A 20,301-nucleotide genomic window follows, 5' to 3' on the forward strand; every position below is an offset into this window, starting at 1 on the left:
GGGGCTCAGCGCGGTGGCGTCCGGCCCGTCGGCGAGCCGGCGGGTTCGGGGAGCGGCACGGGGGTCGTCGACGCGATCTGCTCGCTGAACTCCTCGGGGGCGACGACGCGGATCGGCAGGGTCTCGTCGATCGTGAGCCGGAAGCGCCGGGTGGCATCGCGCTGCAGCCGGCCGGATGCCGCGATCCACACGAGGCCGACGAGGCAGGCGACGAGCCCGGCGAGGGCTCCGAGCTGGATCGCCGCGCGCGGTCCGTACGTCGTGGCGACCCAGCCCGCGATGGGCGCGCCGACCGGCGTGGAGCCCATCAGGATCGCCATGTACAGCGCGAGCACGCGGCCGCGCAGCGCGGGGTCGGTCGTGGTCTGCACGTAGCCGTTCGCGGTCGTCAGCATCGACACCGTGCAGAACCCCACGAACACGAGCGTGACGCCGTACAACCCGTACACCGGCATGAACGACGAGACCAGCGACGCGATCCCGAACCCGCCGGTGGCGAAGATGACCACGCGCATGCGCGCACGGTCGCGGCGCGCGGCCAGCAGGGCACCGGCGAGCGAACCGACCGCGAGGATCGAGCTCAGGATGCCGTAGCCGTCGGCCTGCTGCCCGAATTCGAGCGCCATGGTCGAGGCGAAGATCGGGAAGTTCATCCCGAAAGCGCCGACGAGGAAGACCATCACGAAGGTGACGATGAGGTCGGGTCGTTTCGCGACATAGCGGAAACCGTCCGCGAGGCGCGCGGAGCCCGCGGACCGCAGACGCGGGATCAGCTCGCGCTGCCGGATCAGCATGAGCGCGACGATCATCGCCAGGAACGTGATCGCATTCACGATGAACACCCAGCCGGTGCCGACGAGCACGATCATGAAGCCGCCCACCGCGGGTCCGATCATGCGGGCCGCGTTGAAGGATGCCGCGTTCAAGGCGACCGCGTTCGACGCGTTCTCCCTCGCCACGACGTCGGAGACGAAGGCCTGCCGCGCCGGGCCGTCGAAAGCGTTGACGACGCCGAATCCCAGGGCGAAGCACCACATCATGGGCAGGGTCATCACGTCGGTGAGGAGCAGCACGCCGATCGCCACGGCCAGGGCCATGAGGATCGTCTGGGTGAGCATCAGGAGCCTGCGCCGATCGAACCGGTCGGCGACCCAGCCGGTGACGCTCACGAGCAGCAGCGGCGGCCCGAACTGCAGGGCCATCGTGATGCCCATGGCCGTGGCGTCGTTGTCGGTCAGCTGGGTGAGCACCACCCAGTCCTGAGCAGTCGACTGCATCCAGCCGCCGACGTTGGAGACGAGCGCGCCGATGGTCCACACCCGGAAGTTGTAGAGCCGGAGGGAGCGGAACATGCCCCTCATCGTTCGGCGACCTTGCGCATGACCTCGGCCGCGCGCTCCAACAGCTCGCGCTCGTCGCCGGACAGCTCGGCGAGCGCCTCCTCGAGCCACGCATCGCGACGCCGGACGGTCTCCTGCACGACGTCGAGTCCACGAGGCGTGAGCGCGATGTTCACCTTGCGCCGGTCGTTCTCGTCGGGCGTCCGGGTGAGGTACCCCGACTCCTCCAGACAGTTCACGGTGCGGTTCATCGACGGCGCCGTGACCCGCTCGCGATCCGCCAGCTCGCTCAGCGTGTGGGGACCGTGCACCTTGAGGGCGGCGAGGACGGCGAACTGACCGTCGCCCATCGAGTCGACGGCGCGCTGCGCCCGGAGACGTCGGGCGAGGCGGAAGGTGGCCATGCGCAGGTCGGATGCGGCATCGGGATGGGGGGTACTCATGCTTTTACTTAGCCTAGCTCATTAGCTCTGCTAAGGAAATCGAACGCCCACCACCTGACCGTTCGGGGTGTGCGTTCTCAGCGGCCGGCCGCGGCATCCTCCGGTCGTTCCTCGCCCCTCTTCCGCGGCCCCGAGCCCGAGCCCGACGCCGGTGCCGACCCCGAGCCGAGCGACAGGGACGCGAGCAGTCCGACCACGAGGAAGCCTGCCGCCGTGAAGGCAGAGAAGCGCGTGCCGTCGGAGAACGCGGCCTGTGCGTCGGCTCCCACGTCCGCGGTGGCGGGGTCCGCGACGAGCCCCGCGATGGCGCCGCCCGCGCTGTCGACCACGGCCGAGACGACCGAGTCGCGCTGCGCGGCGGGGACCCCCTGGTCGTCGAGGCGGGCGCCCAGCACGCCCGCCGTGCTCGTGAACAGCACGGTTCCGAGGATCGCGATGCCGAGCGCCGAGCCCACCTGACGCGCGGTCGACTGCGTGCCCGAGCCCTGTCCCGACAATTCGACGGGAACGTCCTGCAGCACCACGCCCGTGAGCTGAGCGGTGGCGAGGCCGACTCCGAAGCCGTAGATGAACAGGGCCGGCAGCAGCCATCCCCACGCGGCATCGGGCGCCACGACGATCCCCACCCAGACGATGCCGACGATCTCCGCCAGGATGCCGATCCGCACCACCGCGACGGGAGCGACCCGTCCGCTGAACGCTCCCGCGAAGCCGCTCGCCACGAACGAGCCGACCGCGAGCGCGAGCAGCACGAGCCCGGTCTTGAGTGCGTCGAAGCCGAGCACGAACTGCAGCCACAAGGGCAGCGACAGGATGATGCCGAACTCGCCGAGCGAGACGACGAGAGCGGCGATGTTGCCGTTGCGAAACGAGGTGATGCGGAACAGCGATGGCTCGATGAGCGTCGATCGGCCCGCGCGGCTGCGGCGGATCTCCCAGACCACGAATCCCACCGCCGCCAGGATCGCCAGCCCGAACGCGAACGGGATCGGCGACACGCTCCAGGTCCAGTCGATCGGGCCGAGGTCGACGTTCTCCGTCGCCGTCCACCATCCGAACGAGCGTCCTTCGATGAGCCCGAAGACGAGCGAGCCGAAGAGCACGACCGACAAGGCCGCTCCGACGACGTCGAGGGCACCCGCTCGCCGTTCTGAGGACTCCTGAACGGTGAGCAGCACGCCGATCACGATGATGATGCCCAGCGGAATGTTGATGCCGAACGCCCATCGCCACGAGAACGCGGTGGTCAGCCAGCCGCCGAGCAGCGGTCCCACCGCCGCCATGCCGCCGATGGTGGAGCCCCAGACGGCGAAGGCGATTCCGCGCTCCCGCCCCCGGAAGGTCGCGTTGATGAGCGACAGCGTCGTCGGCAGGATCATCGCTCCGCCGATGCCCTGTACCAGGCGCGAGAGGATCAGCAGCTCTCCCGTGGGCGCCAGCGCCGCGAGCACGGACGACAGAGCGAAGACGATGACGCCGATGAGCAGCATCCGTCGTCGCCCGAATCTGTCGGCGAGGCTGCCGAAGAGGAGCAGCAAGGAGGCGAAGACGAGTGTGTACGCCTCCTGCACCCACTGCACCTGGGTCGACGAGATGCCGAGGTCGTCGACGATCGAGGGGATCGCGACGTTCACGATCGTCGAGTCCACGATGATCAACGACACCGCGATGCTGATGAAGATCAGGCCCACCCACCGCAGGCGGTGGGCTTTGGAAGAGAGTTCGGCCACGAGATATCCCTAGCTTTTCTAGCGAAATTGGACGGATGCCACGATAGCACCGCCGGTCTCGTGCGCGGATGGGTCCTGCTGAGCTGGTTGACCCCGGCACACGACGGACGTATGGTCGAAGTGCCTCGGGAAAACGCTTCCCGAAGATTGGGACAACTTCGATGACGAATACGTTCAGGTCCATGACGCGCGCCACGATCGTCGGGATCACCGCCGCGGCGCTCGCGTTCACCGTCGCGCCACCTGCTGTCGCCGCGCCGCCCGACGGCGGGTCGGGCACCGGCGCACCCCAGCTCGAGCAGCTGGATCGCGGCCTCGTCGCGGCGCAGACGGGCACCGGTGTGTTCCTCAGCTGGCGTCTGCTCGTGGGGGAGGCGTACGGCTCCGGCGCCACCGGGCTCACGGGCGCGGACTTCGTCGTCTATCGCGACGGTCAGGCGCTCGCGACGGTCACCGACAGCACCAACTACCTGGATGCCGCCGGCACCGCGACGTCGCAGTACCAGGTGGCGAAAGTCGTCGCCGGTCGGGAGTCCGCCCCGAGCGACGCTGTCGCGCCGCTCGCCGAGAACCACCTCGACATCCCGCTGCAGCGCCCGGCCGATGGTGTCACGCCCGCCGGGGAGGCATTCACCTACGCTGCCGGAGACGTCTCGGTCGGTGACGTCGACGGCGACGGACAGTACGAGTACGTCGTGAAATGGGACCCGTCCAACAGCAAGGACGTCTCGCAGGTCGGCTACACGGGAACCGTCTACGTCGACACCTACGAGCTCGACGGCACGCTGCTCAACCGCATCGATCTCGGCGTCAACATCCGGGCCGGCGCCCACTACACGCAGTTCCTGGTCTACGACTTCGACGGCGACGGGAAGTCGGAGACGATCCTCAAGACCGCGCCGGGAACGAAGTCGGTGACCTACGCCGCTGATGGCAGCGTCGCCGACGAAGGCTTCATCACGATGCCGGCGGACGACGTCGCGGCGGGCTTCGGTCATACCGATGACTACCGCATGAGCGCCGCAGACTTCGCCGACCAGCTGACCGAGACCTTCCAGGGGTGGAGTACCCGCTCGGAAGTGGCCTCGGGTCAGTGGCCGGCCACGATCGAAGAGGCCCTCGGCGTTCCCGTCACGCACTCCTACCCGCTGTCCCAGACCGATGCGCGCGAGCTCGTCGACTATTTCATCGACGTCTACGCCCCGTCACGGAGTGCGAACAACAAGCTGCGCAACTTCGCCGGATTCGTCCTCGACGGCCCGGAGTACCTCACGGTCTTCGACGGCGCCACCGGGGCCGAACTCGAGACGGTCCGCTATGAGCCCGGTCGCGGCGACGACGGCCTGCTGTGGGGCGATTACGCCATGGGGCGCATCGAGCCCGGCAACCGGGTCGACCGATTCCTGTCGGGAGTCGCGTACCTCGACGGCGAGCGTCCGTCCGCGGTCTTCGCCCGCGGGTACTACACGCGGTCCACGATCGCGACGTACGACTGGGACGGCTCGCACCTCACCCCGCGCTGGTCGATCGACAGTGGGCACGTTCCGCTGACCAACCCGTTCAACGACGGCCCGCACGGTCGCGACGGCACCGACCCCGTGTACGGGTCGATCACGACGCAGGGCTTCCACAGCCTGAGCGCCGCCGACGTCGACGGCGACGGCAAGCACGAGATCGTCTACGGCTCGGCGACGATCGACGACGACGGCGGCCTGCTCTACAGCTCGACCGACGTCATGCCCGAGGGCAGTGCCACCCCCGGCGTCGACACGCGCCTCGGGCACGGGGACGCCATGCACGTCACGGACATCGATCCCGCTCGCCCCGGACTCGAGATCTTCACGGTGCACGAGGGCGGCGCCTACGCGCCCTACGGCACCGCGATGCGCGATGCGGCGACCGGAGAGGTGATCTTCGGCGCCTACTCCGGCCGCGACACCGGCCGCGGAATGATCGGCGACGTCCGGGCGGATGTGCCCGGCATCGAGACGTGGTCGAGTATGCCGGGCGGGACGGATGCCTCGGGCCTGCTGTCCGCGCAGGGTGACATCCTCTCCGTCTCGACGCCTGGGACCAACCAGTCCATCCGGTGGTCGGCCGACCTCACCACGCAGCTCGTGAACGGCAGCGGCACCGCAGACGCGACGATCGACGACTGGACGCGCGGCCGTGTGCTCGATGCCACCGGCACGCGGACGAACAACGGCACGAAGGGCAACCCCGGGCTGGTCGCCGACGTGCTGGGGGATTGGCGGGAGGAGCTCGTCGTGCGCACGGCGGACTCGAGCGCGCTCCGGCTGTTCACGAGCACCGAGGTGACGACCCACAAGCTGTACACGCTCATGCACGATCCGCAGTACCGCGCGGAGGTCGCCCGCCAGCAGACGACTTACAACCAGCCCAGCTACACCGGGTTCTACCTCGCGTCCGACATGTCGTTCGCGGACGTACCGCTGCGCGCCGCTCCCCAGCCCGTCGCGAAGCCGGGCATCGGCGTCGCGACCGCGGGAGTCAACGTCACCTGGCAGGCGCCGGCGGTCGAGGGCACCTCGGCGATCACCGGCTACCGCGTCACGCTGACGCCCGCCTCGGGTGAGTCGCGCACCCAGGACGTGGGGGCTGCGGCCCGGAGCACGACGTTCGCGGGGGTGCCGGCCGGCACCTGGACGGCCACCGTCGTCGCCCGGAACGCCCAGGGAGCGTCCGACCCGTCGGACGCCTCCGCGGGTGCGGTGGTGACCGGGAAGCAGCCCGTTCCGCTGGGCGTCAACGCGAAGTCGCAGTGCGTGAACGGCACTGCTCACGTCGCGGTGTACGCCTACAACAGCTCCGGCAAGGCGGCCGACATCCGGCTCTCGGTGCGGGGCGTCGACAAGAAGCAGTCGGCGGTCGCACCTGCCGCCGCGGTGTACAACCTCGTCCCCAGCGGGCAGACGTCCGTCGCGGCCGGCGCCGCCTCGGTGACGGCGTACTCGTTCGCGGACGGCGTCGGGTACCACTCGACATACTCGCTGCCGTACGCCGCGATCACCTGCGGCTGATCGAACGTGAAGGCCGGGGCATCCGCACGGGTGCCCCGGCCTTCACGGCGTCCGGAACCATAGGATCGGCACCATGCCCGAGTTCATCGACGCGCACGGCGTCGCGATCGTCTACGACGTCCATCCCGCCACCACCGCGCCGCGGGCGGTCGTCCAGCTGTTGCACGGCGTCGGAGAGCACGCCGGCCGATACCAGGCCACGATCGCCGCTCTCGTCGCCGACGGCTACACGGTGTACGCCGACGACCATCGCGGTCACGGCCGCACGGGTATGAAGCAGCACGCGGGGGATGCCTCGAAGCTCGGGCGGCTCGGCGCGGGCGGTCATCGCGCCACGGTCGCCGCCGTCTGGCAGCTCACCCGGCTCATCCGCGACGAGAACCCCGGATTGCCTCTCGTACTGCTCGGCCACTCGTGGGGCTCATTCCTCGCGCAGATCCTGCTCAACGACCACCCCGACGCCTACGACGGGCTGATCCTCTCGGGGTCGGCGCTGCGCTGGCCGGGATCGCTGAACGCCGGCGATCTCAACGCGCCGTGGGCGGGTCCCGACGCCATCGGCATGGAATGGCTCTCGTCCGATCTCGCCGTCGGCCGAGCTTTCGTCGACGATCCGCTCACGACCAGCACGCCGCTGATGCAGCTGTTCGGACCGATCGACGCCGCGCGCCTCTTCGGCCGGCCGAGGAAGAACCTGGGCCGCGACATCCCGACTCTTCTCATGGTGGGTCGGGACGACACCGTCGGTGGACCGCGGAGCGTGCACAGACTGGCCGACGCCTACCGCACGAGGTCGGGTTTCACCGACGTCACGACATTGGTGTACCCCGGCGCGCGGCATGAGATCTTCGCCGAGGTCGCGCAAGAGGACGTGCGCGCCGACCTGCTCGCCTGGCTCGACGCCCGTTTCCCGGCGCGGGACTGACGGATTCGCGTCGGCGTCACCGTCGCACCGGCGCTCGGTCGTCAGTCGCGCTGATCCTCGGGGATCGCGATCCAGCTGCTGCCGGCGGCCGAGCTGCGCTCCACGGCGTCGAGGACGCGCTGCACGTGCAGTCCGTCGCCGAACGACGGCCGCGGCTGCTCCCCGCGATGGATCGCCTCGACGAGGTCGACCACCTGGTGCGAGAAGCCGTGCTCGTAGCCCAGCATGTGGCCTGCCGGCCACCACGGGGCGAGGTAGGGGTGCTCGGGCTCGGTGACGAGGATCGTGCGGAAGCCCTGCTCGGCGCCGGGGAGGGTGGCGTCGTAGAAGTCGAGTTCGTTCAAGCGCTCGAGATCGAACGAGACCGCCCCCTTCGACCCCGACACCTCGATGGTCAGGCCGTTCTTGCGACCGGTCGCGAAGCGCGTCGCCTCGAAGCCGGCGAGGGGCGCGTAGCGGCTGCCCGCGGGCGTTTCGTAGCGACCGGAGAAGAGGGCGATGTCGTCGACGGTCACGGCGCCGCGCTCGGTCGAGGCGGTGCCCGAGAGACCTGAGCCCTCGGCGAGCAGCGGACGCTCCGTCACGATGGTGTCGATGATGCCCGACACGCTCGTCAGTCGCAGACCGGTGATGTACTCCGACAGGTCGACGGCGTGCGCGCCGATGTCGCCGAGGGCACCCGAACCGGCACGGTCCTTCTGCATGCGCCACGTGAGGGGCGCCTCGGCATCCGTCAGCCAGTCCTGACGGTAGGCCGCGCGCACCTGGCGGATCTCGCCGATGCGGCCGGCGGCCACCAGGTCGCGGGCGAGCGTCGCAGCCGGAACCCGACGATAGGTGAAGCCGACCATCGCCCGAACGCCCCGGGACGCCGCCCGGGACGCGGCATCCGTCATCGCCTGCGCTTCCTCCACCGTGTTCGCCAGCGGCTTCTCGCAGAGGACGTGCTTGCCCGCCTCGAGTGCGGCGATCGCGATCTCGGCGTGCGTGTCACCCGGGGTGACGATGTCGATGACGTCGATGTCTTCGCGGTCGATGACTTCGCGCCAGTCGACCGAGGACTCGGCCCAGCCCCATTTCTGTGCGGCCCGCGCGGCCGCGGCGGCGTCGCGACCCACGACCACCGCCATCACCGGATCGGCGGGCAGGTCGAAGAAGCGGGGAGCGACGCGCCATCCCTGAGAGTGGGCTGCGCCCATGAAGCCGTGGCCGATCATGGCGACGCGGAGTGTTTCGGTCATGAGTGCTCCTGGGGTTGGGAGAGTGCAGAGGGTGTCGAAGAGACAGGGGGATGCCGTGAAGGGGACGCCCGCTGTTCGCAGGCGCCCCCTCCACGGAGTGTCGAGCGGTTCAGATCAGGATTCGAAGGCCAGATCGATGAACTGGTCGACGTTCTCCTTCGTGACGACGGGCGCATCCAGGACGATGCGGTTCGCGACGCTCGGCGTGATCAGGTCGCTCATGGTCTTGCCCTGGGCGATCAGTCGAGCGAGCGCGATGCCGTCGGCGGCCTGGGTCGACGGGTAGATGATCGTCGCCTTGAGCACCGAGTCGTCCGCGGCGATGGCGTCCATCGCGTTCTTCGAGCCGGCACCGCCGACCATGATGAACTCGTCGCGTCCGGCGGCGGCGATCGCCGCGAGGACGCCGATGCCCTGGTCGTCGTCGTGGTTCCACAGGGCGTCGATCTGCGGGTTGGCCGACAGCAGCTGGGATGCCGCGGCCTCTCCGCCCTGCACCGTGAAGTCCGCCGCCACGCGGGCCGAGACCGTCAGGCCGCAGTCCTCGAGGGCGTCCGCGAAGCCTGCAGAGCGGTCCTGGGTGAGCGGGAGGGAGTCGATACCGGGGATCTCGGCGACCACGGCGTCGGGGTTGTCGCCGAGCTGCTCGCAGATGTAGGTGCCGGCGCTGACGCCCATGCCGTAGTTGTCGCCGAGGATCGTGGCGCGTGCCGCGAACGGGCTGGAGAACTCGCGGTCGACGTTGATGACCGGGATGCCGGCCTCCATCGCCTTCGTCGCGACCTCGGTGAGGGCTGCGCCGTCGCTCGGCAGCAACACGATCGCGTCGACGCCGTTGTTGATGAAGGTCTCGACGGCGGCGATCTGGGCGTTCACGTCGTTGGTGCCCTCCGCCAGTTCGAGCTCGACATCGGGGAAGCTGGCGGCCGCCGCCGTTGCGCCCGAGTTGATCGCGCCGAGCCAGCCGTGGTCGGCCGCGGGGCCCGAGAAGCCGATGACGACCTTGTCGCCGCTCGCCTGGTTCTCCTCCGACGTGGTCCCCTGGTCGGCCACGTCCTCTTCGGCCGCGCCGGCGGTGCAGCCGGCGAGCATGGTGATGGCGGCGAACGCTGCGACGCCGGCGCCGATCGTGCGAACGCGCACGGATCGAGTAGAACGCATGTATTCCTCCTTGAATGTGAATGCGGTGTCGGCGGCGAGCGGCGCGCAGGGAAGCGGAGGTCGACCGGGCTGACGGGGACAACGTAGCAGAATGCTGCATTCGGGCGACAGCTTTTGCGGGTTTCGTGGCAGAAGTGTGATGATCCGAAATCAGCGCCGTTCCGGGGTTCGCGAGCGTCGGCGGGGCACGGTGACTTTCGCATGTGGGTCTCGATCCGGCAGCGACCGGCGTGTTACTGTCTGCTCGTGATCAAAGGTGACCAACATTCGGCGTTACTCGAGGTGCGCGGTGTGACGAAGAGCTTCGCCGGCGTGCAGGCGCTGCGCGGAGTGGATCTCGACGTCCGCGAGGGCGAGGTGCACTGCGTACTCGGCCAGAACGGCGCCGGCAAGTCGACGCTCATCAAGACGCTCGCGGGGGTCCACCGGCCAGACGAGGGCACCATCGTGTGGCGCGGCGAGGTCGTCGAGATCAGCGACCCCGACACCGCGATCGGTCTCGGCATCGCGACGATGTACCAGGAGCTCGACGTCGTCGACGGCCTGACGATCGCCGAGAACATCTTCCTCGGTCACGAGCTCTCGCGCGGCGGCTTCACGCAGCGGTCGGAGGCCGCTCGTCAGACCAGAGAACTTCTGCGGCGTCTGGGTCACGAGAACCTCGCCCCGAACACGGAGGTCGGCCAGCTCAGCGCCGCGAACAAGCAGATCGTGAGCATGGCGCGAGCGCTGTCGCACGACATCAAGCTGATCATCATGGACGAGCCCTCGGCCGTGCTCGACACCGAAGAGGTGAAGAACCTCTTCCACGTCGTCAAGGAGCTGACCTCCGAGGGCATCGCCGTGGTCTACATCACCCACCGACTGGAGGAGATCCGCCAGATCGGCGACCGCATCACGGTGCTGAAGGACGGCAAGTCGATGGCGTCCGGCATCCCGGTCGCCGACACCCCGACCGCCGAACTGATCCGCCTCATGACGGGCCGCACGGTCGCCAACGTCTTCCCGCCGGCCGAGCCTCTGGCCGCGGACGCCCCGGTCGTGCTCGAGGTCGATGGCCTGGGCCTCGCGGGGGTGTTCTCGGACGTGTCCTTCTCGGTGCGGGCCGGCGAAGTCGTCGGCCTCGCCGGCCTCGTCGGGTCGGGCCGATCGGAGATCGTCGAGACCGTGTACGGCGCACGCAAGGCGACCGCCGGCACGGTGACGGTCGCCGGGCGTCCGCTCCGGCGCGGATCGGTCGTGGCCGCGGTGCGCGCGGGTATCGGGCTGTCACCCGAGGAGCGCAAGAGCCAGGGGCTCGTGCTCGACGAACCCATCTTCGTCAACGTCACACTTTCGTCCATGGACCGGTTCGCGAAAGCGGGCTTCCTCGACGAACGGGCGGAGCGCCGCGTCGCGGCGGAGCAGATCGAAGCGCTCGAGCTGAGGCCCGCGAACACCGATCGGCCGGCGCGGACCCTCTCGGGCGGCAACCAGCAGAAGATCCTCCTCGCGCGGTGGCTGGTGCACGGCACCCGGGTCCTCCTGCTGGACGAGCCCACCCGCGGCGTGGACGTCGGTGCCCGCGCCGAGATCTACGCCCTCATCCGCCGGCTGGCCGCCGCGGGCAACGCCGTGGTCATCGTCTCGAGCGAGATCGAGGAGGTGCTCGGCCTCGCCGACACCGTGCTCGTCGTCTCGGACGGACGCGTTCTCCAGACCCTTCCCGCCGCAGAGATCGACGAGCACGGTGTGCTCGATCTCGTCATGAGAGGAACAGCCGCATGAGCGAGCCAGTAACCACCGGGGACCTGGTCGGTCCGCCCTCTTCGGCGGGCACGCCGCAGGGCGCTCCGTCCGGGCCGTCCTCACCGCGCGCCGGTGAGAAGACCGGCCTGCAGAAGGTGATGTCGGGTTCGGTCGGCCGCAACCTCGGACTGGTCGTCGCTCTGGTGGTGCTCGTCGTCGTCGGCACCGTCAGCGCCGGCGAGAACTTCGCATCCCTGAGCAACGCCCTGGTGATCCTCCGCCAGGCATCCATCATCGGCGTCATCAGCATCGGCATGACACTGGTCATCATCGCCGGCGGCATCGACCTGTCGGTCGGCTCGGTGATGGGACTGGCCTCGATCGTCGCCACCCTCGCAGCCATCCAGGACCTCGCCGACCAGACCCACTGGTTCGTGATGGTGCTCATCGCGCTCGCCGTGGGGCTCGCCGCCGGGCTCATCAACGGCGTCGTGATCGCGTACGGCAAGGTCGTGGCCTTCATGGCGACCCTCGCGATGCTGGTGGCCGCACGCGGGCTCGCCGAGATCCTGGCGGAGCGGCGCACCCTCGTGGTCGAGGACCGCGGGTTCATCACGTTCATGAATTCCGACTTCATCGGCGTCGACATCCTGATCTGGATCTTCGTGCTCGTCGCCGCCCTCGGCTGGGTGCTGCTCAATCGCACCACCTTCGGACGACGCACCGTCGCGATCGGCGGCAACCGCGAGGCCGCGCGCCTCGCGGGCATCAACGTGCGGCGCCACACGATGTGGCTGTATGCGATCGCGGGACTGACGGCCGGCATCGCCGGTGTGATGATCCTCGGCCGCACGACCGCCGGCAGCTCGACGAACGGTCAGCTCTACGAACTCGACGCGATCGCCGCCGTCGTCGTCGGCGGCACCCTGCTCGTCGGCGGCCGCGGCACCATCACGGGCACGGTCTTCGGTGTCCTGATCTTCGCGACCCTCACCAATGTGTTCGTCCAGAACAACCTGTCATCCTCGGTTCAGGCGGTGGCCAAGGGCGTTATCATCGTGGTCGCGGTGCTCCTGCAGCAGAGATTCGCTCGTCCGGTCGGCCGAGAATCCTGACGATGGTCCGTCTGCCTGCTCGTGCGGGCGACGTCAGCACTTTCGGCGGGTCGACGGTGGCCGTCCGCGAGGCCGGGGAGGATGTCGCTCCCTCCCGCCCTCTGCGGCTGCATGAGTGAGTGGATCGGTACATGGGTGTGGAGTCTGCCTCTGCCGGAATCGGTGTGACGGAGCTGTTCCAGCTCCTCCGCGACGGAGTGCCGCGGACGCGGGCCCAGCTGGCGAAGTCGACCGGTCTCGCCCGTTCGACCATCGCCGTCCGCGTGGACGAACTCATGCGGATGGGGCTCGTCACGCCCGTCGCCGAGGCGGCGTCCACGGGCGGCCGGCCGCCCTCGCAGTTCGCCCTGAACCCGGCCGCCCGGGTGGTCGTGGCCGCCGACCTCGGGGCATCCCACGCGACCGTCGCCATCACCGACCTCGGGGCGACGCCGCTCGCGGAGCGCCAGGAGCCTCTCGACATCGCCCTGGGCCCCGTTCCCGTGCTGGAGCGCACCCTCGAGATCGTCTTCGAGCTGCTCGCGGAGGCGGGGCGTTCGCCGCACGACGTGGCGGCGATCGGCATCGGTGTCCCCGGGCCGGTGGAGTTCTCCAGCGGACGACCGATCAAACCTCCGATCATGCCCGGCTGGGATCGCTTCGACGTGCCGGGCTGGGTCGCGCAGCATCTCGATGCTCCCGTGCTCGTCGACAACGACGTCAACGTCATGGCGCTCGGCGAACGGGCGGCGGTCGACCCGGCGGTGGAGAACCTCATCTTCGTGAAGGTCGCGACCGGCATCGGCGCGGGTGTGGTCTCGTCGGGCCAGCTTCTGCGCGGAGCACAGGGTGTGGCGGGCGACATCGGGCACGTGCGTGTCGCGCGCGGCGCGGACGTGCCGTGCACCTGCGGGAACCGCGGATGCCTCGAAGCGCTCGCATCCGGCCCCGCGATCGCGCGCGAGCTGCGCAGTCACGGGATCGATGCGCACGGGGGCAACGACGTCGTGGATCTCGTGAAGCACGGCAACATCGACGCGATCCTGGCCGTGCGCCAGGCGGGGCGCGACATCGGCGAAGTGCTGACCACCTGCGTCAGCCTCATGAACCCGTCGGTGATCGCCATCGGCGGGTCGATGGCGCGCGTCGGCGAGCATCTGATCGCAGGGGTGCGCGAGGTCATCTACAGCCGCTCGACGCCGCTCGCGACCGAACACCTCAGTATCGTGCAGTCCTCGGCAGCAGGTGACGCCGGCGTCCGCGGCGCCGGGATGCTGGCGATCGAGCACGCCCTGTCGCCGGAGGCGCTGCGCGCGCTCGTCACCGCCTAGCGGGTGCGGCCTAAGCTGAAGCCATGCACGGCGAATACAAGGTTCCGGGCGGCAAACTCGTCGTCGTCGATCTCGAGGTGCGCGACGGCGTCATCGCCGACTTCCACCTCGCCGGCGACTTCTTCCTCGAGCCCGACGACGCCCTCGCCGACATCGACGCGGCCGTGACCGGGATGCCGGTCGAATCCGATGTCACGACCATCGCCGCCGCGGTGCGGGCGGCGCTGCCCGAGGGGGCGCAGCTGCTCGGGTTCACGGCCGAGTCGGTGGGCACCGCCGTGCGGCGCGCGCTCGTGGTCGCCCCGGGCTGGAGCGACTTCTCGTGGGAGGTGGTCCACGACCGCCCGGTCTCGCCGCAGCTGAACCTCGCGCTCGACGAGGTGCTCACCACCCGCGTGGGGGAAGGTCGGCGCAACCCCACCCTGCGGCTGTGGGAATGGGACGAGTCGGCGGTCGTGATCGGATCGTTCCAGTCCTACCGCAACGAGGTCGATCCCGCCGGGGCGGCCGCGCACGGCTTCGACGTCGTCCGGCGCATCTCGGGCGGCGGCGCGATGATGATGGGCGCGAACTCGATCGTGACCTACTCGCTGTACGTCCCGGCATCCCTCGTCTCGGGGATGACGTTCGCCGACTCGTACGCCTTCCTCGACGACTGGGTGCTGCAGGCCCTGCGCTCCCTCGGTGTCGACGCCACCTACCAGCCGCTCAACGACATCGCCTCGCCGCAGGGCAAGATCGGCGGCGCCGCGCAGAAGCGTCTCGCGAACGGGGGAGTGCTGCACCACGCGACGCTCAGTTACGACATGGACGGTCAGGTGATGACCGAGGTGCTGCGTATCGGGCGCGAGAAGCTGAGCGACAAGGGCACGGTGTCGGCGGCCAAGCGCGTCGATCCCCTCCGGCGCCAGACCGGCCTGCCGCGCGAGGCGATCATCGAGCGCTTCATCGAGACGTTCACGACCATGTACGGCGCCGAGACCGGCCACATCACCGACGACGAGTACGCCGAAGCGGAGGCGCTCGTGCAGTCGAAGTTCTCGACCGAGGCCTGGCTGCACCGGGTTCCGTGACCGACCCCGCGCGGCCGGCACCCGCGGGCGGTGTCGCACCCGGTGCGGTGACGATCCACCACGGCGACAACCTCGCCGTGGCCGCGGGTCTCTCCGACGGCGCGTTCACCCTGATCTACCTCGATCCGCCGTTCAACACGGGGCGGCCGCAGGAGAAGGCGGTCGAGACGGCGCGGTGGATGTCCCCGAGTTCTGCTGCGCGTGACGGAATCAGCGCCGAGGGGTCGGTGTCGGCGACATCAGACCCACCGCGCAGAAGTTCGGGACGGGATTCGGCGGCAGCCGGCCCCGCGGCACCGGCCCGGCGCCTCGGGTTCCACGGGCGCGAGTACGAGCGGCTGCGGGGCGACCTCCGCGTCTATGACGACCGCTTCGAGGACTACTGGGCCTTCCTCGAGCCGCGGCTGCTCGAGGCCTGGCGACTCCTCGCCGACGACGGCACGCTGTACGTGCACCTGGACTATCGCGAGGTGCACTACGCGAAGGTGCTGATGGACGCGCTCTTCGGCCGCGAGCGCTTCCTGAACGAACTCATCTGGGCGTACGACTATGGAGCGAAGACGAGGAAGCGCTGGCCGACGAAGCACGACACGATCCTCGTGTATGTCAAGAACCCGGCCCGCTACTGGTTCGACTCCGACGCCGTCGACCGCGAGCCCTACATGGCGCCGGGACTGGTCACGCCCGAGAAGGCGGCGCGCGGCAAGCTGCCCACCGATGTCTGGTGGCACACGATCGTGCCGACCACCGGCCGGGAGAAGACCGGCTACCCCACGCAGAAGCCCGAGGGAATCCTGCGCCGGATCATCCAGGCCTCCAGTCGCCCCGGCGACCTCGTCCTGGACCTCTTCGCCGGCAGCGGCACGACAGGTGCGGTCGCCGCGTCCCTCGGGCGCGACGCCGTGCTGGTCGACGCGAACCCGGAGGCGATCGCCGTGATGACCTCGAGGATGCCGTACGCCCGCGTCGTCGACTGAGCACCGGCGCGCGGAGGAGGTCGCGGCCGGCGCAACCCCGCCCCGGTGTCGCACCCGTGCCGGAGGATGGAGCCATGACACGCGTGCGGTGGGTGGTGGCCGGTCAGCTCGGCGAGCAGTTCGACGACGGTGGACGGATGCTGCTGGTCGAGGCGCGCTCGGCATTCGCCCGTGCTCCGATGCATCGGCGCAAAGCACACCTGTACCTCTCCGCCATGCGGCACCGCAAGGCCGAACTCGGTGATCGGCTCGAGTACGTGCGGGCCGACACCTTCCGCGAAGCGCTCGCAGGACGCGACCTCGAGGTGATCGATCCCACGTCCTATCGAGCGCGACGCCTCGCCCGCGAGCTCGGCGCCGAGATCCTCCCGAGTCGGGGCTTCGTCACCTCCGAGGCCGACTTCGCGGGGTTCGCCGACGCGCACGAGCATGCGGCGATGGAGGACTACTACCGCTGGGTCCGCGAGCGCACGGGCATCCTCATGGAGGGCGACCGCCCCGCGGGCGGCGCCTGGAACTTCGACCGCGACAACCGCAACCCCCCACCCAAGAACGCCCTCACCCTCGGGCTTCCCGATCCGTGGTGGCCGACCGAGGACGACATCGACGCCGAGGTGCGTCGAGATCTCGACCGCTGGGAGCGCGACGGCGACGTGCGCTTCGTCGGCGAGGACGGGCCCCGCGAGTTCGCCGTCACTCCGACAGAGGCTCGTGCTGCGCTGCAGGATTTCGTCGACACCCGGCTCGGCGATTTCGGGCCGTTCGAGGACGCCATCCTCCGCAGCGACTGGACGATGGCGCACTCGCTGCTGAGCGTGCCGATGAATCTCGGGGTGCTCGACCCCCGCGAAGCCGTCGAGACGGTCGTCGCGGAATACGACGCGGGACGCGCTCCCATCGCGAGCGTCGAGGGCTTCACCCGCCAGATCATCGGATGGCGCGAGTGGGTCTGGCATCTCTACTGGCGGTTCGGCGAGGACTACGTGCACAGCAACGAGCTCGGGGCGCGGCATCCGGTGCCGTCGTCGTTCCTCGATCTGGCTCCTGAGGCGATCGAGGAGGCGTGCCTGTCGGCCGCCGTCGAGGGCGTCCGCGACCACGGGTGGACGCATCACATCCAGCGACTCATGGTGATCGGCAACCACGCTCTGCAGCGCGGCTACGACCCGCGCGAGATGAACGACTGGTTCGTGGCCATGTTCGTCGACGGCACCCCCTGGGTCATGCCCGCGAACGTCGTCGGCATGACGCTGCACGCCGATGGCGGCCGTGTCGCGACGAAGCCCTATGCGGCGGGCGGCGCCTACATCAACCGGATGTCCGACCACTGCGGCGGCTGCCGCTTCGACCCCAAGAAGCGTCTCGGCGAGGACGCCTGCCCGTACACGGCCGGATACTGGGCCTTCCTCGACCGCGTCGAGCCGACCCTCGGCAAGAACCACCGTCTCGCGCAGCCGTTCGCCGGTCTCCGGCGGCTCGCTGATCGCGAGGCCGTCGTCGACCAGGAGCGTCGCCGAGACGCGGAGGCCGGACGCGCCTAGTCTGAGAGCATGCGTTTCGGAACCTTCATCCCCCAGGGCTGGCGTCACGACCTCGTCGGCATCGATCCCGTCGACCAATGGCGCGTCATGCGCGAGCTGGCGCAGCGCGCCGATGAGGGGCCGTGGGAATCCCTGTGGGTCTACGACCACTTCCACACCGTCCCCGTACCGAGCGCAGAGGCGACCCACGAGGCGTGGACGCTCATGTCGGCTTTCGCGGCGGTGACCGACCGCATCCGCCTCGGGCAGATGTGCACGTCCATGGGCTATCGCAACCCGGCCTACCTCGCGAAGGTCGCCGCCACGGTCGACATCATCTCGGGCGGACGCGTCGAGATGGGCATCGGCGGCGGCTGGTACGAGCACGAGTGGCGTGCCTACGGCTACGGCTTCCCCGGCATCGGCGACCGCCTCGGCGCGCTCGACGAGGGCGTGCAGATCATGCAGCAGGCCTGGGCGACGGGATCCGCCACGCTCGACGGCAAGCACTTCCAGGTCGACGGCGCGATCGTCCAGCCGCAGCCGCTGCAGAAGGGCGGAATCCCCACCTGGATCGCCGGCGGCGGCGAGAAGGTCACGCTGAAGATCGCGGCGAAGTACGCGCAGTACACGAACTTCTCCGGTCAGCCGGAGGAGTTCGCCCGCAAGTCCGAGATCCTGCGGGGCCACACCGACGCCGTCGGCCGCGACTTCGCCGAGATCACCAAGTCGGCCAACTTCAACACCGTGATCGGCGAGACCGAGGCCGAAGTGGCCGAGCGCGTCGACGCCATCGAGGCACGCGTCGCCCCGTACCTCGGCGACCGTACCGAGGCCTTCATGGCGGAGTACCGCGGCGGCGCCGGCCTGGTCGGAACCCCCGAGCAGATCGTGGAGCGCCTCAACGAGATGCGCGCGGTCGGGCTCGGCTACGCGATCCACTACTTCCCCGAGCACGCCTACGACCGTTCGGGCGTGGACCTGTTCGAGCGCGAGGTCATCCCCGCACTGGACTGAGCGGCCCCGGGACCGGGCCTGGGTTCTGACCGGCGACGGGACTCAGACCAGGGCCCGCACGCTGGCGTAACCGTCGGGGATCACATCGGCGGTGGACGCCTCGCCGCCGAACACACGCGTCGTCCCACGGCTGTCCGACCACGCCTCCCACCCCGGCTCGGCGCCACGGATGAAAGCCGCGGCCGAGCCGTGGAGCGCGTCGGCGAGAGCCTGCGGGGGAGCGTCGCCCGCGATCCCCGGCACCGCGTCGGCGTCGAGGCAGTCCCACCAGAACGGCACGTCGAGGCAGTGGCACGCCCAGCCGATCGTCGGCGACACCCATGAGAAGCGGTACATCCACGTCGGGGCGTCCCCGCGTGCGTCGGCCACCCGCACGGCGAACGCCCGGAAGATCCGGTCGGTGGCGTACCGGCCGAGCACGGCGGCCGTGCCCCTCCGCCTCTGCTGCGCATTGTCGGCGAGGTAGGCATTCCGCACACCCCGGTCCTTCTGCAGGCGACCGAGGGCGAGTGACACCGGCACGAACCGCAGCGCCTTGCGTGCCCTGTCGGTCGCCATGGTGAATTCGTCGTCGGTGGTGCCCAGCACGAGCGGCTTGTCCGCGCCGATGCGGGAACGCAGCGACTCCGGCGTGGGGCGGGTGAGCAGGTCGCCGTCGATCGTGGGAGCCCACGCGCGACCCTCGTCGAGGGTGGACCTGAGCTTCTCGAACGGCGATGTCCCGAGAGCGGATGCCGCGCCATCCTGCAGCTCGAGAAGCCGGGCTTCCGGCACCGAACGGAAACCCGCCCGCGTGGGGGCGACCCCCGCCAGATCGGCGAGGCGGTCCACGAGCGCCGTCGCTCGGGCCGCGGGAACATCGCCCACCACGGCGGACAGCGCCCAGACGGCGTGGAAGAGATGCTGCGCGGCGGGCATGCCGAGCAGGGTCAGGACGGCGCCGCCCCCGGCGGATTGCCCGGCGATCGTGACGCGGCCGGGGTCACCGCCGAACGCGCGGATGTTGGTCTGCACCCACTCGAGTGCGGCGAGCCAGTCCCGCACTCCACGGTTGCTCGGGGCGTCCTCGATCGCGCCGAATCCATCGAAACCGAGGCGGTACGACACGCTGACGGTCACGATGCCGTCGCGGGTGAAGGCCGCCCCGTCGTACCACGGGCTCGCCGGCGAGCCTTCGACGAAGCCGCCGCCGTGGATCCAGACGAGCACGGGCAATGCGGCATCCACTGCTCCCGGTAGGGGCGTGAAGACGTTGACATTGAGCGTGCTCTCCCCGGGGATCGCGGGCTCGGGGATGAGCGTCCGCTCGCCCGGCTTCGCCCGTTTGGCCGTCGCGCCGTTCTCGCGTGCGTCACGGACGCCGGCCCACGGCTCGGGTGGCACCGGAGCGGCGAACCGCAGGTCGCCCACGGGTGCCTGCGCGAACGGGATGCCGAGGAACGCGGCGGACGGTCCGCGCCAGAATCCCCGGACGGACCCGGGGGCGATGTCGACGACCGGTGCGGCGTGTGCCACGGGCTCGCCGCCACGCGCATCTCGTCGGGCCATGTCTCGACTGTAGACCGCGGTCGTGCGCGCTCGCCTGGCCCGCGCGCAGCGAGGTCCGTCCCTGGCGCGTCACGCGGCGTTCACCTCCCGGCCGTGTGCGCGGACCATTCTGGCCGCTCCCCCGTCTGCCGA

At 69.8% G+C, this 20,301-nt stretch carries 15 protein-coding genes; 9 read left to right on the top strand and 6 right to left on the bottom strand.

Annotated elements, in window-relative coordinates:
* Positions 1-5: 5 nt before the first annotated feature.
* The 3 genes from ACFM35_RS14920 to ACFM35_RS14930 all read right to left on the bottom strand — a co-directional run bounded on the left by ACFM35_RS14920 (position 6) and on the right by ACFM35_RS14930 (position 3,513).
* A complete protein-coding gene (locus tag ACFM35_RS14920; RefSeq protein ID WP_378843451.1) occupies positions 6-1,352 on the bottom strand; it encodes an MFS transporter in 1,347 nt (448 codons plus the stop codon).
* 5 nt (positions 1,353-1,357) lie between these two features.
* Entirely contained in the window at positions 1,358-1,783 is a 426-nt protein-coding gene (locus ACFM35_RS14925) for a MarR family winged helix-turn-helix transcriptional regulator (RefSeq protein ID WP_378843453.1), read from the bottom strand.
* Positions 1,784-1,860: 77 nt separating this feature from the next.
* Positions 1,861-3,513 (bottom strand): DHA2 family efflux MFS transporter permease subunit, encoded by a 1,653-nt coding sequence (locus tag ACFM35_RS14930; RefSeq protein ID WP_378843455.1) that lies wholly within the window; start codon positions 3,511-3,513, stop codon positions 1,861-1,863.
* A gap of 182 nt (positions 3,514-3,695) precedes the next feature.
* Between ACFM35_RS14930 and ACFM35_RS14935 the strand changes: the two genes are divergently transcribed.
* Together ACFM35_RS14935 and ACFM35_RS14940 are read left to right on the top strand one after the other, a co-directional pair.
* On the top strand, positions 3,696-6,554 hold the full coding sequence (locus tag ACFM35_RS14935; RefSeq protein WP_378843457.1) for a rhamnogalacturonan lyase family protein: 2,859 nt from the start codon (positions 3,696-3,698) through the stop codon (positions 6,552-6,554).
* Between the two features lie 73 nt (positions 6,555-6,627).
* The gene (locus ACFM35_RS14940; RefSeq protein WP_378843459.1) at positions 6,628-7,479 is read left to right on the top strand and encodes an alpha/beta fold hydrolase; all 852 of its coding nucleotides are present in this window, start codon (positions 6,628-6,630) and stop codon (positions 7,477-7,479) included.
* A 41-nt stretch (positions 7,480-7,520) separates the two neighbouring features.
* Here ACFM35_RS14940 and ACFM35_RS14945 read toward each other — a convergent pair whose 3' ends face one another.
* The gene (locus tag ACFM35_RS14945; protein ID WP_378843624.1) at positions 7,521-8,696 is read right to left on the bottom strand and encodes a Gfo/Idh/MocA family protein; all 1,176 of its coding nucleotides are present in this window, start codon (positions 8,694-8,696) and stop codon (positions 7,521-7,523) included.
* 138 nt (positions 8,697-8,834) lie between these two features.
* Positions 8,835-9,881, bottom strand: coding sequence for a substrate-binding domain-containing protein (locus ACFM35_RS14950; RefSeq protein ID WP_378843461.1), 1,047 nt, complete (start codon positions 9,879-9,881; stop codon positions 8,835-8,837).
* Between the two features lie 291 nt (positions 9,882-10,172).
* On the opposite strand from ACFM35_RS14950, the gene ACFM35_RS14955 reads away from it, so the two are divergent.
* From ACFM35_RS14955 to ACFM35_RS14985, 7 genes are all read left to right on the top strand, one after another.
* The gene (locus ACFM35_RS14955; protein WP_378843463.1) at positions 10,173-11,648 is read left to right on the top strand and encodes a sugar ABC transporter ATP-binding protein; all 1,476 of its coding nucleotides are present in this window, start codon (positions 10,173-10,175) and stop codon (positions 11,646-11,648) included.
* Positions 11,645-12,724: an ABC transporter permease gene (locus tag ACFM35_RS14960; RefSeq protein ID WP_378843465.1), complete on the top strand. Its 1,080-nt coding sequence runs from the start codon at positions 11,645-11,647 to the stop codon at positions 12,722-12,724. Before ACFM35_RS14955 ends, ACFM35_RS14960 begins: the two co-directional genes overlap by 4 nt.
* Positions 12,725-12,855: 131 nt before the next feature.
* A complete protein-coding gene (locus tag ACFM35_RS14965) occupies positions 12,856-14,034 on the top strand; it encodes an ROK family transcriptional regulator (protein WP_378843467.1) in 1,179 nt (392 codons plus the stop codon).
* 23 nt (positions 14,035-14,057) lie between these two features.
* On the top strand, positions 14,058-15,107 hold the full coding sequence (lplAB, locus tag ACFM35_RS14970; protein WP_378843469.1) for a lipoate-protein ligase LplAB: 1,050 nt from the start codon (positions 14,058-14,060) through the stop codon (positions 15,105-15,107).
* Complete coding sequence (locus ACFM35_RS14975) at positions 15,104-16,084, top strand: DNA-methyltransferase (RefSeq protein ID WP_378843471.1); 981 nt, start codon at positions 15,104-15,106, stop codon at positions 16,082-16,084. Before lplAB ends, ACFM35_RS14975 begins: the two co-directional genes overlap by 4 nt.
* A 74-nt stretch (positions 16,085-16,158) precedes the next feature.
* Positions 16,159-17,625 carry a cryptochrome/photolyase family protein gene (locus ACFM35_RS14980; protein WP_378843473.1) on the top strand — a complete coding sequence of 489 codons (1,467 nt, stop codon included), beginning with the start codon at positions 16,159-16,161 and terminating at the stop codon, positions 17,623-17,625.
* A 9-nt stretch (positions 17,626-17,634) separates the two neighbouring features.
* Positions 17,635-18,621 (top strand): LLM class F420-dependent oxidoreductase, encoded by a 987-nt coding sequence (locus ACFM35_RS14985; protein ID WP_378843475.1) that lies wholly within the window; start codon positions 17,635-17,637, stop codon positions 18,619-18,621.
* A gap of 42 nt (positions 18,622-18,663) precedes the next feature.
* On the opposite strand, the gene ACFM35_RS14990 is transcribed toward ACFM35_RS14985, so the two are convergent.
* A complete protein-coding gene (locus ACFM35_RS14990) occupies positions 18,664-20,169 on the bottom strand; it encodes a carboxylesterase/lipase family protein (RefSeq protein WP_378843477.1) in 1,506 nt (501 codons plus the stop codon).
* Positions 20,170-20,301 lie beyond the last annotated feature (132 nt).

The sequence above is a fragment of the Microbacterium songi genome, assembly GCF_042747925.1.
In the GTDB taxonomy this organism is placed as follows: domain Bacteria; phylum Actinomycetota; class Actinomycetes; order Actinomycetales; family Microbacteriaceae; genus Microbacterium.

What these genes read in the sequence shown, in the direction of transcription:
- ACFM35_RS14920 (WP_378843451.1), bottom strand. Translation starts at nt 1,352, where the DNA reads ATGTTCCGCTCCCTCCGGCTCTACAACTTCCGGGTGTGGACCATCGGC.
- ACFM35_RS14925 (WP_378843453.1), bottom strand. Translation starts at nt 1,783, where the DNA reads ATGAGTACCCCCCATCCCGATGCCGCATCCGACCTGCGCATGGCCACC.
- ACFM35_RS14935 (WP_378843457.1), top strand. Translation starts at nt 3,696, where the DNA reads ATGACGCGCGCCACGATCGTCGGGATCACCGCCGCGGCGCTCGCGTTC.
- ACFM35_RS14940 (WP_378843459.1), top strand. Translation starts at nt 6,628, where the DNA reads ATGCCCGAGTTCATCGACGCGCACGGCGTCGCGATCGTCTACGACGTC.
- ACFM35_RS14945 (WP_378843624.1), bottom strand. Translation starts at nt 8,696, where the DNA reads ATGATCGGCCACGGCTTCATGGGCGCAGCCCACTCTCAGGGATGGCGC.
- ACFM35_RS14950 (WP_378843461.1), bottom strand. Translation starts at nt 9,881, where the DNA reads ATGCGTTCTACTCGATCCGTGCGCGTTCGCACGATCGGCGCCGGCGTC.
- ACFM35_RS14960 (WP_378843465.1), top strand. Translation starts at nt 11,645, where the DNA reads ATGAGCGAGCCAGTAACCACCGGGGACCTGGTCGGTCCGCCCTCTTCG.
- ACFM35_RS14965 (WP_378843467.1), top strand. Translation starts at nt 12,856, where the DNA reads ATGGGTGTGGAGTCTGCCTCTGCCGGAATCGGTGTGACGGAGCTGTTC.
- lplAB (WP_378843469.1), top strand. Translation starts at nt 14,058, where the DNA reads ATGCACGGCGAATACAAGGTTCCGGGCGGCAAACTCGTCGTCGTCGAT.
- ACFM35_RS14980 (WP_378843473.1), top strand. Translation starts at nt 16,159, where the DNA reads ATGACACGCGTGCGGTGGGTGGTGGCCGGTCAGCTCGGCGAGCAGTTC.
- ACFM35_RS14985 (WP_378843475.1), top strand. Translation starts at nt 17,635, where the DNA reads ATGCGTTTCGGAACCTTCATCCCCCAGGGCTGGCGTCACGACCTCGTC.
- ACFM35_RS14990 (WP_378843477.1), bottom strand. Translation starts at nt 20,169, where the DNA reads ATGGCCCGACGAGATGCGCGTGGCGGCGAGCCCGTGGCACACGCCGCA.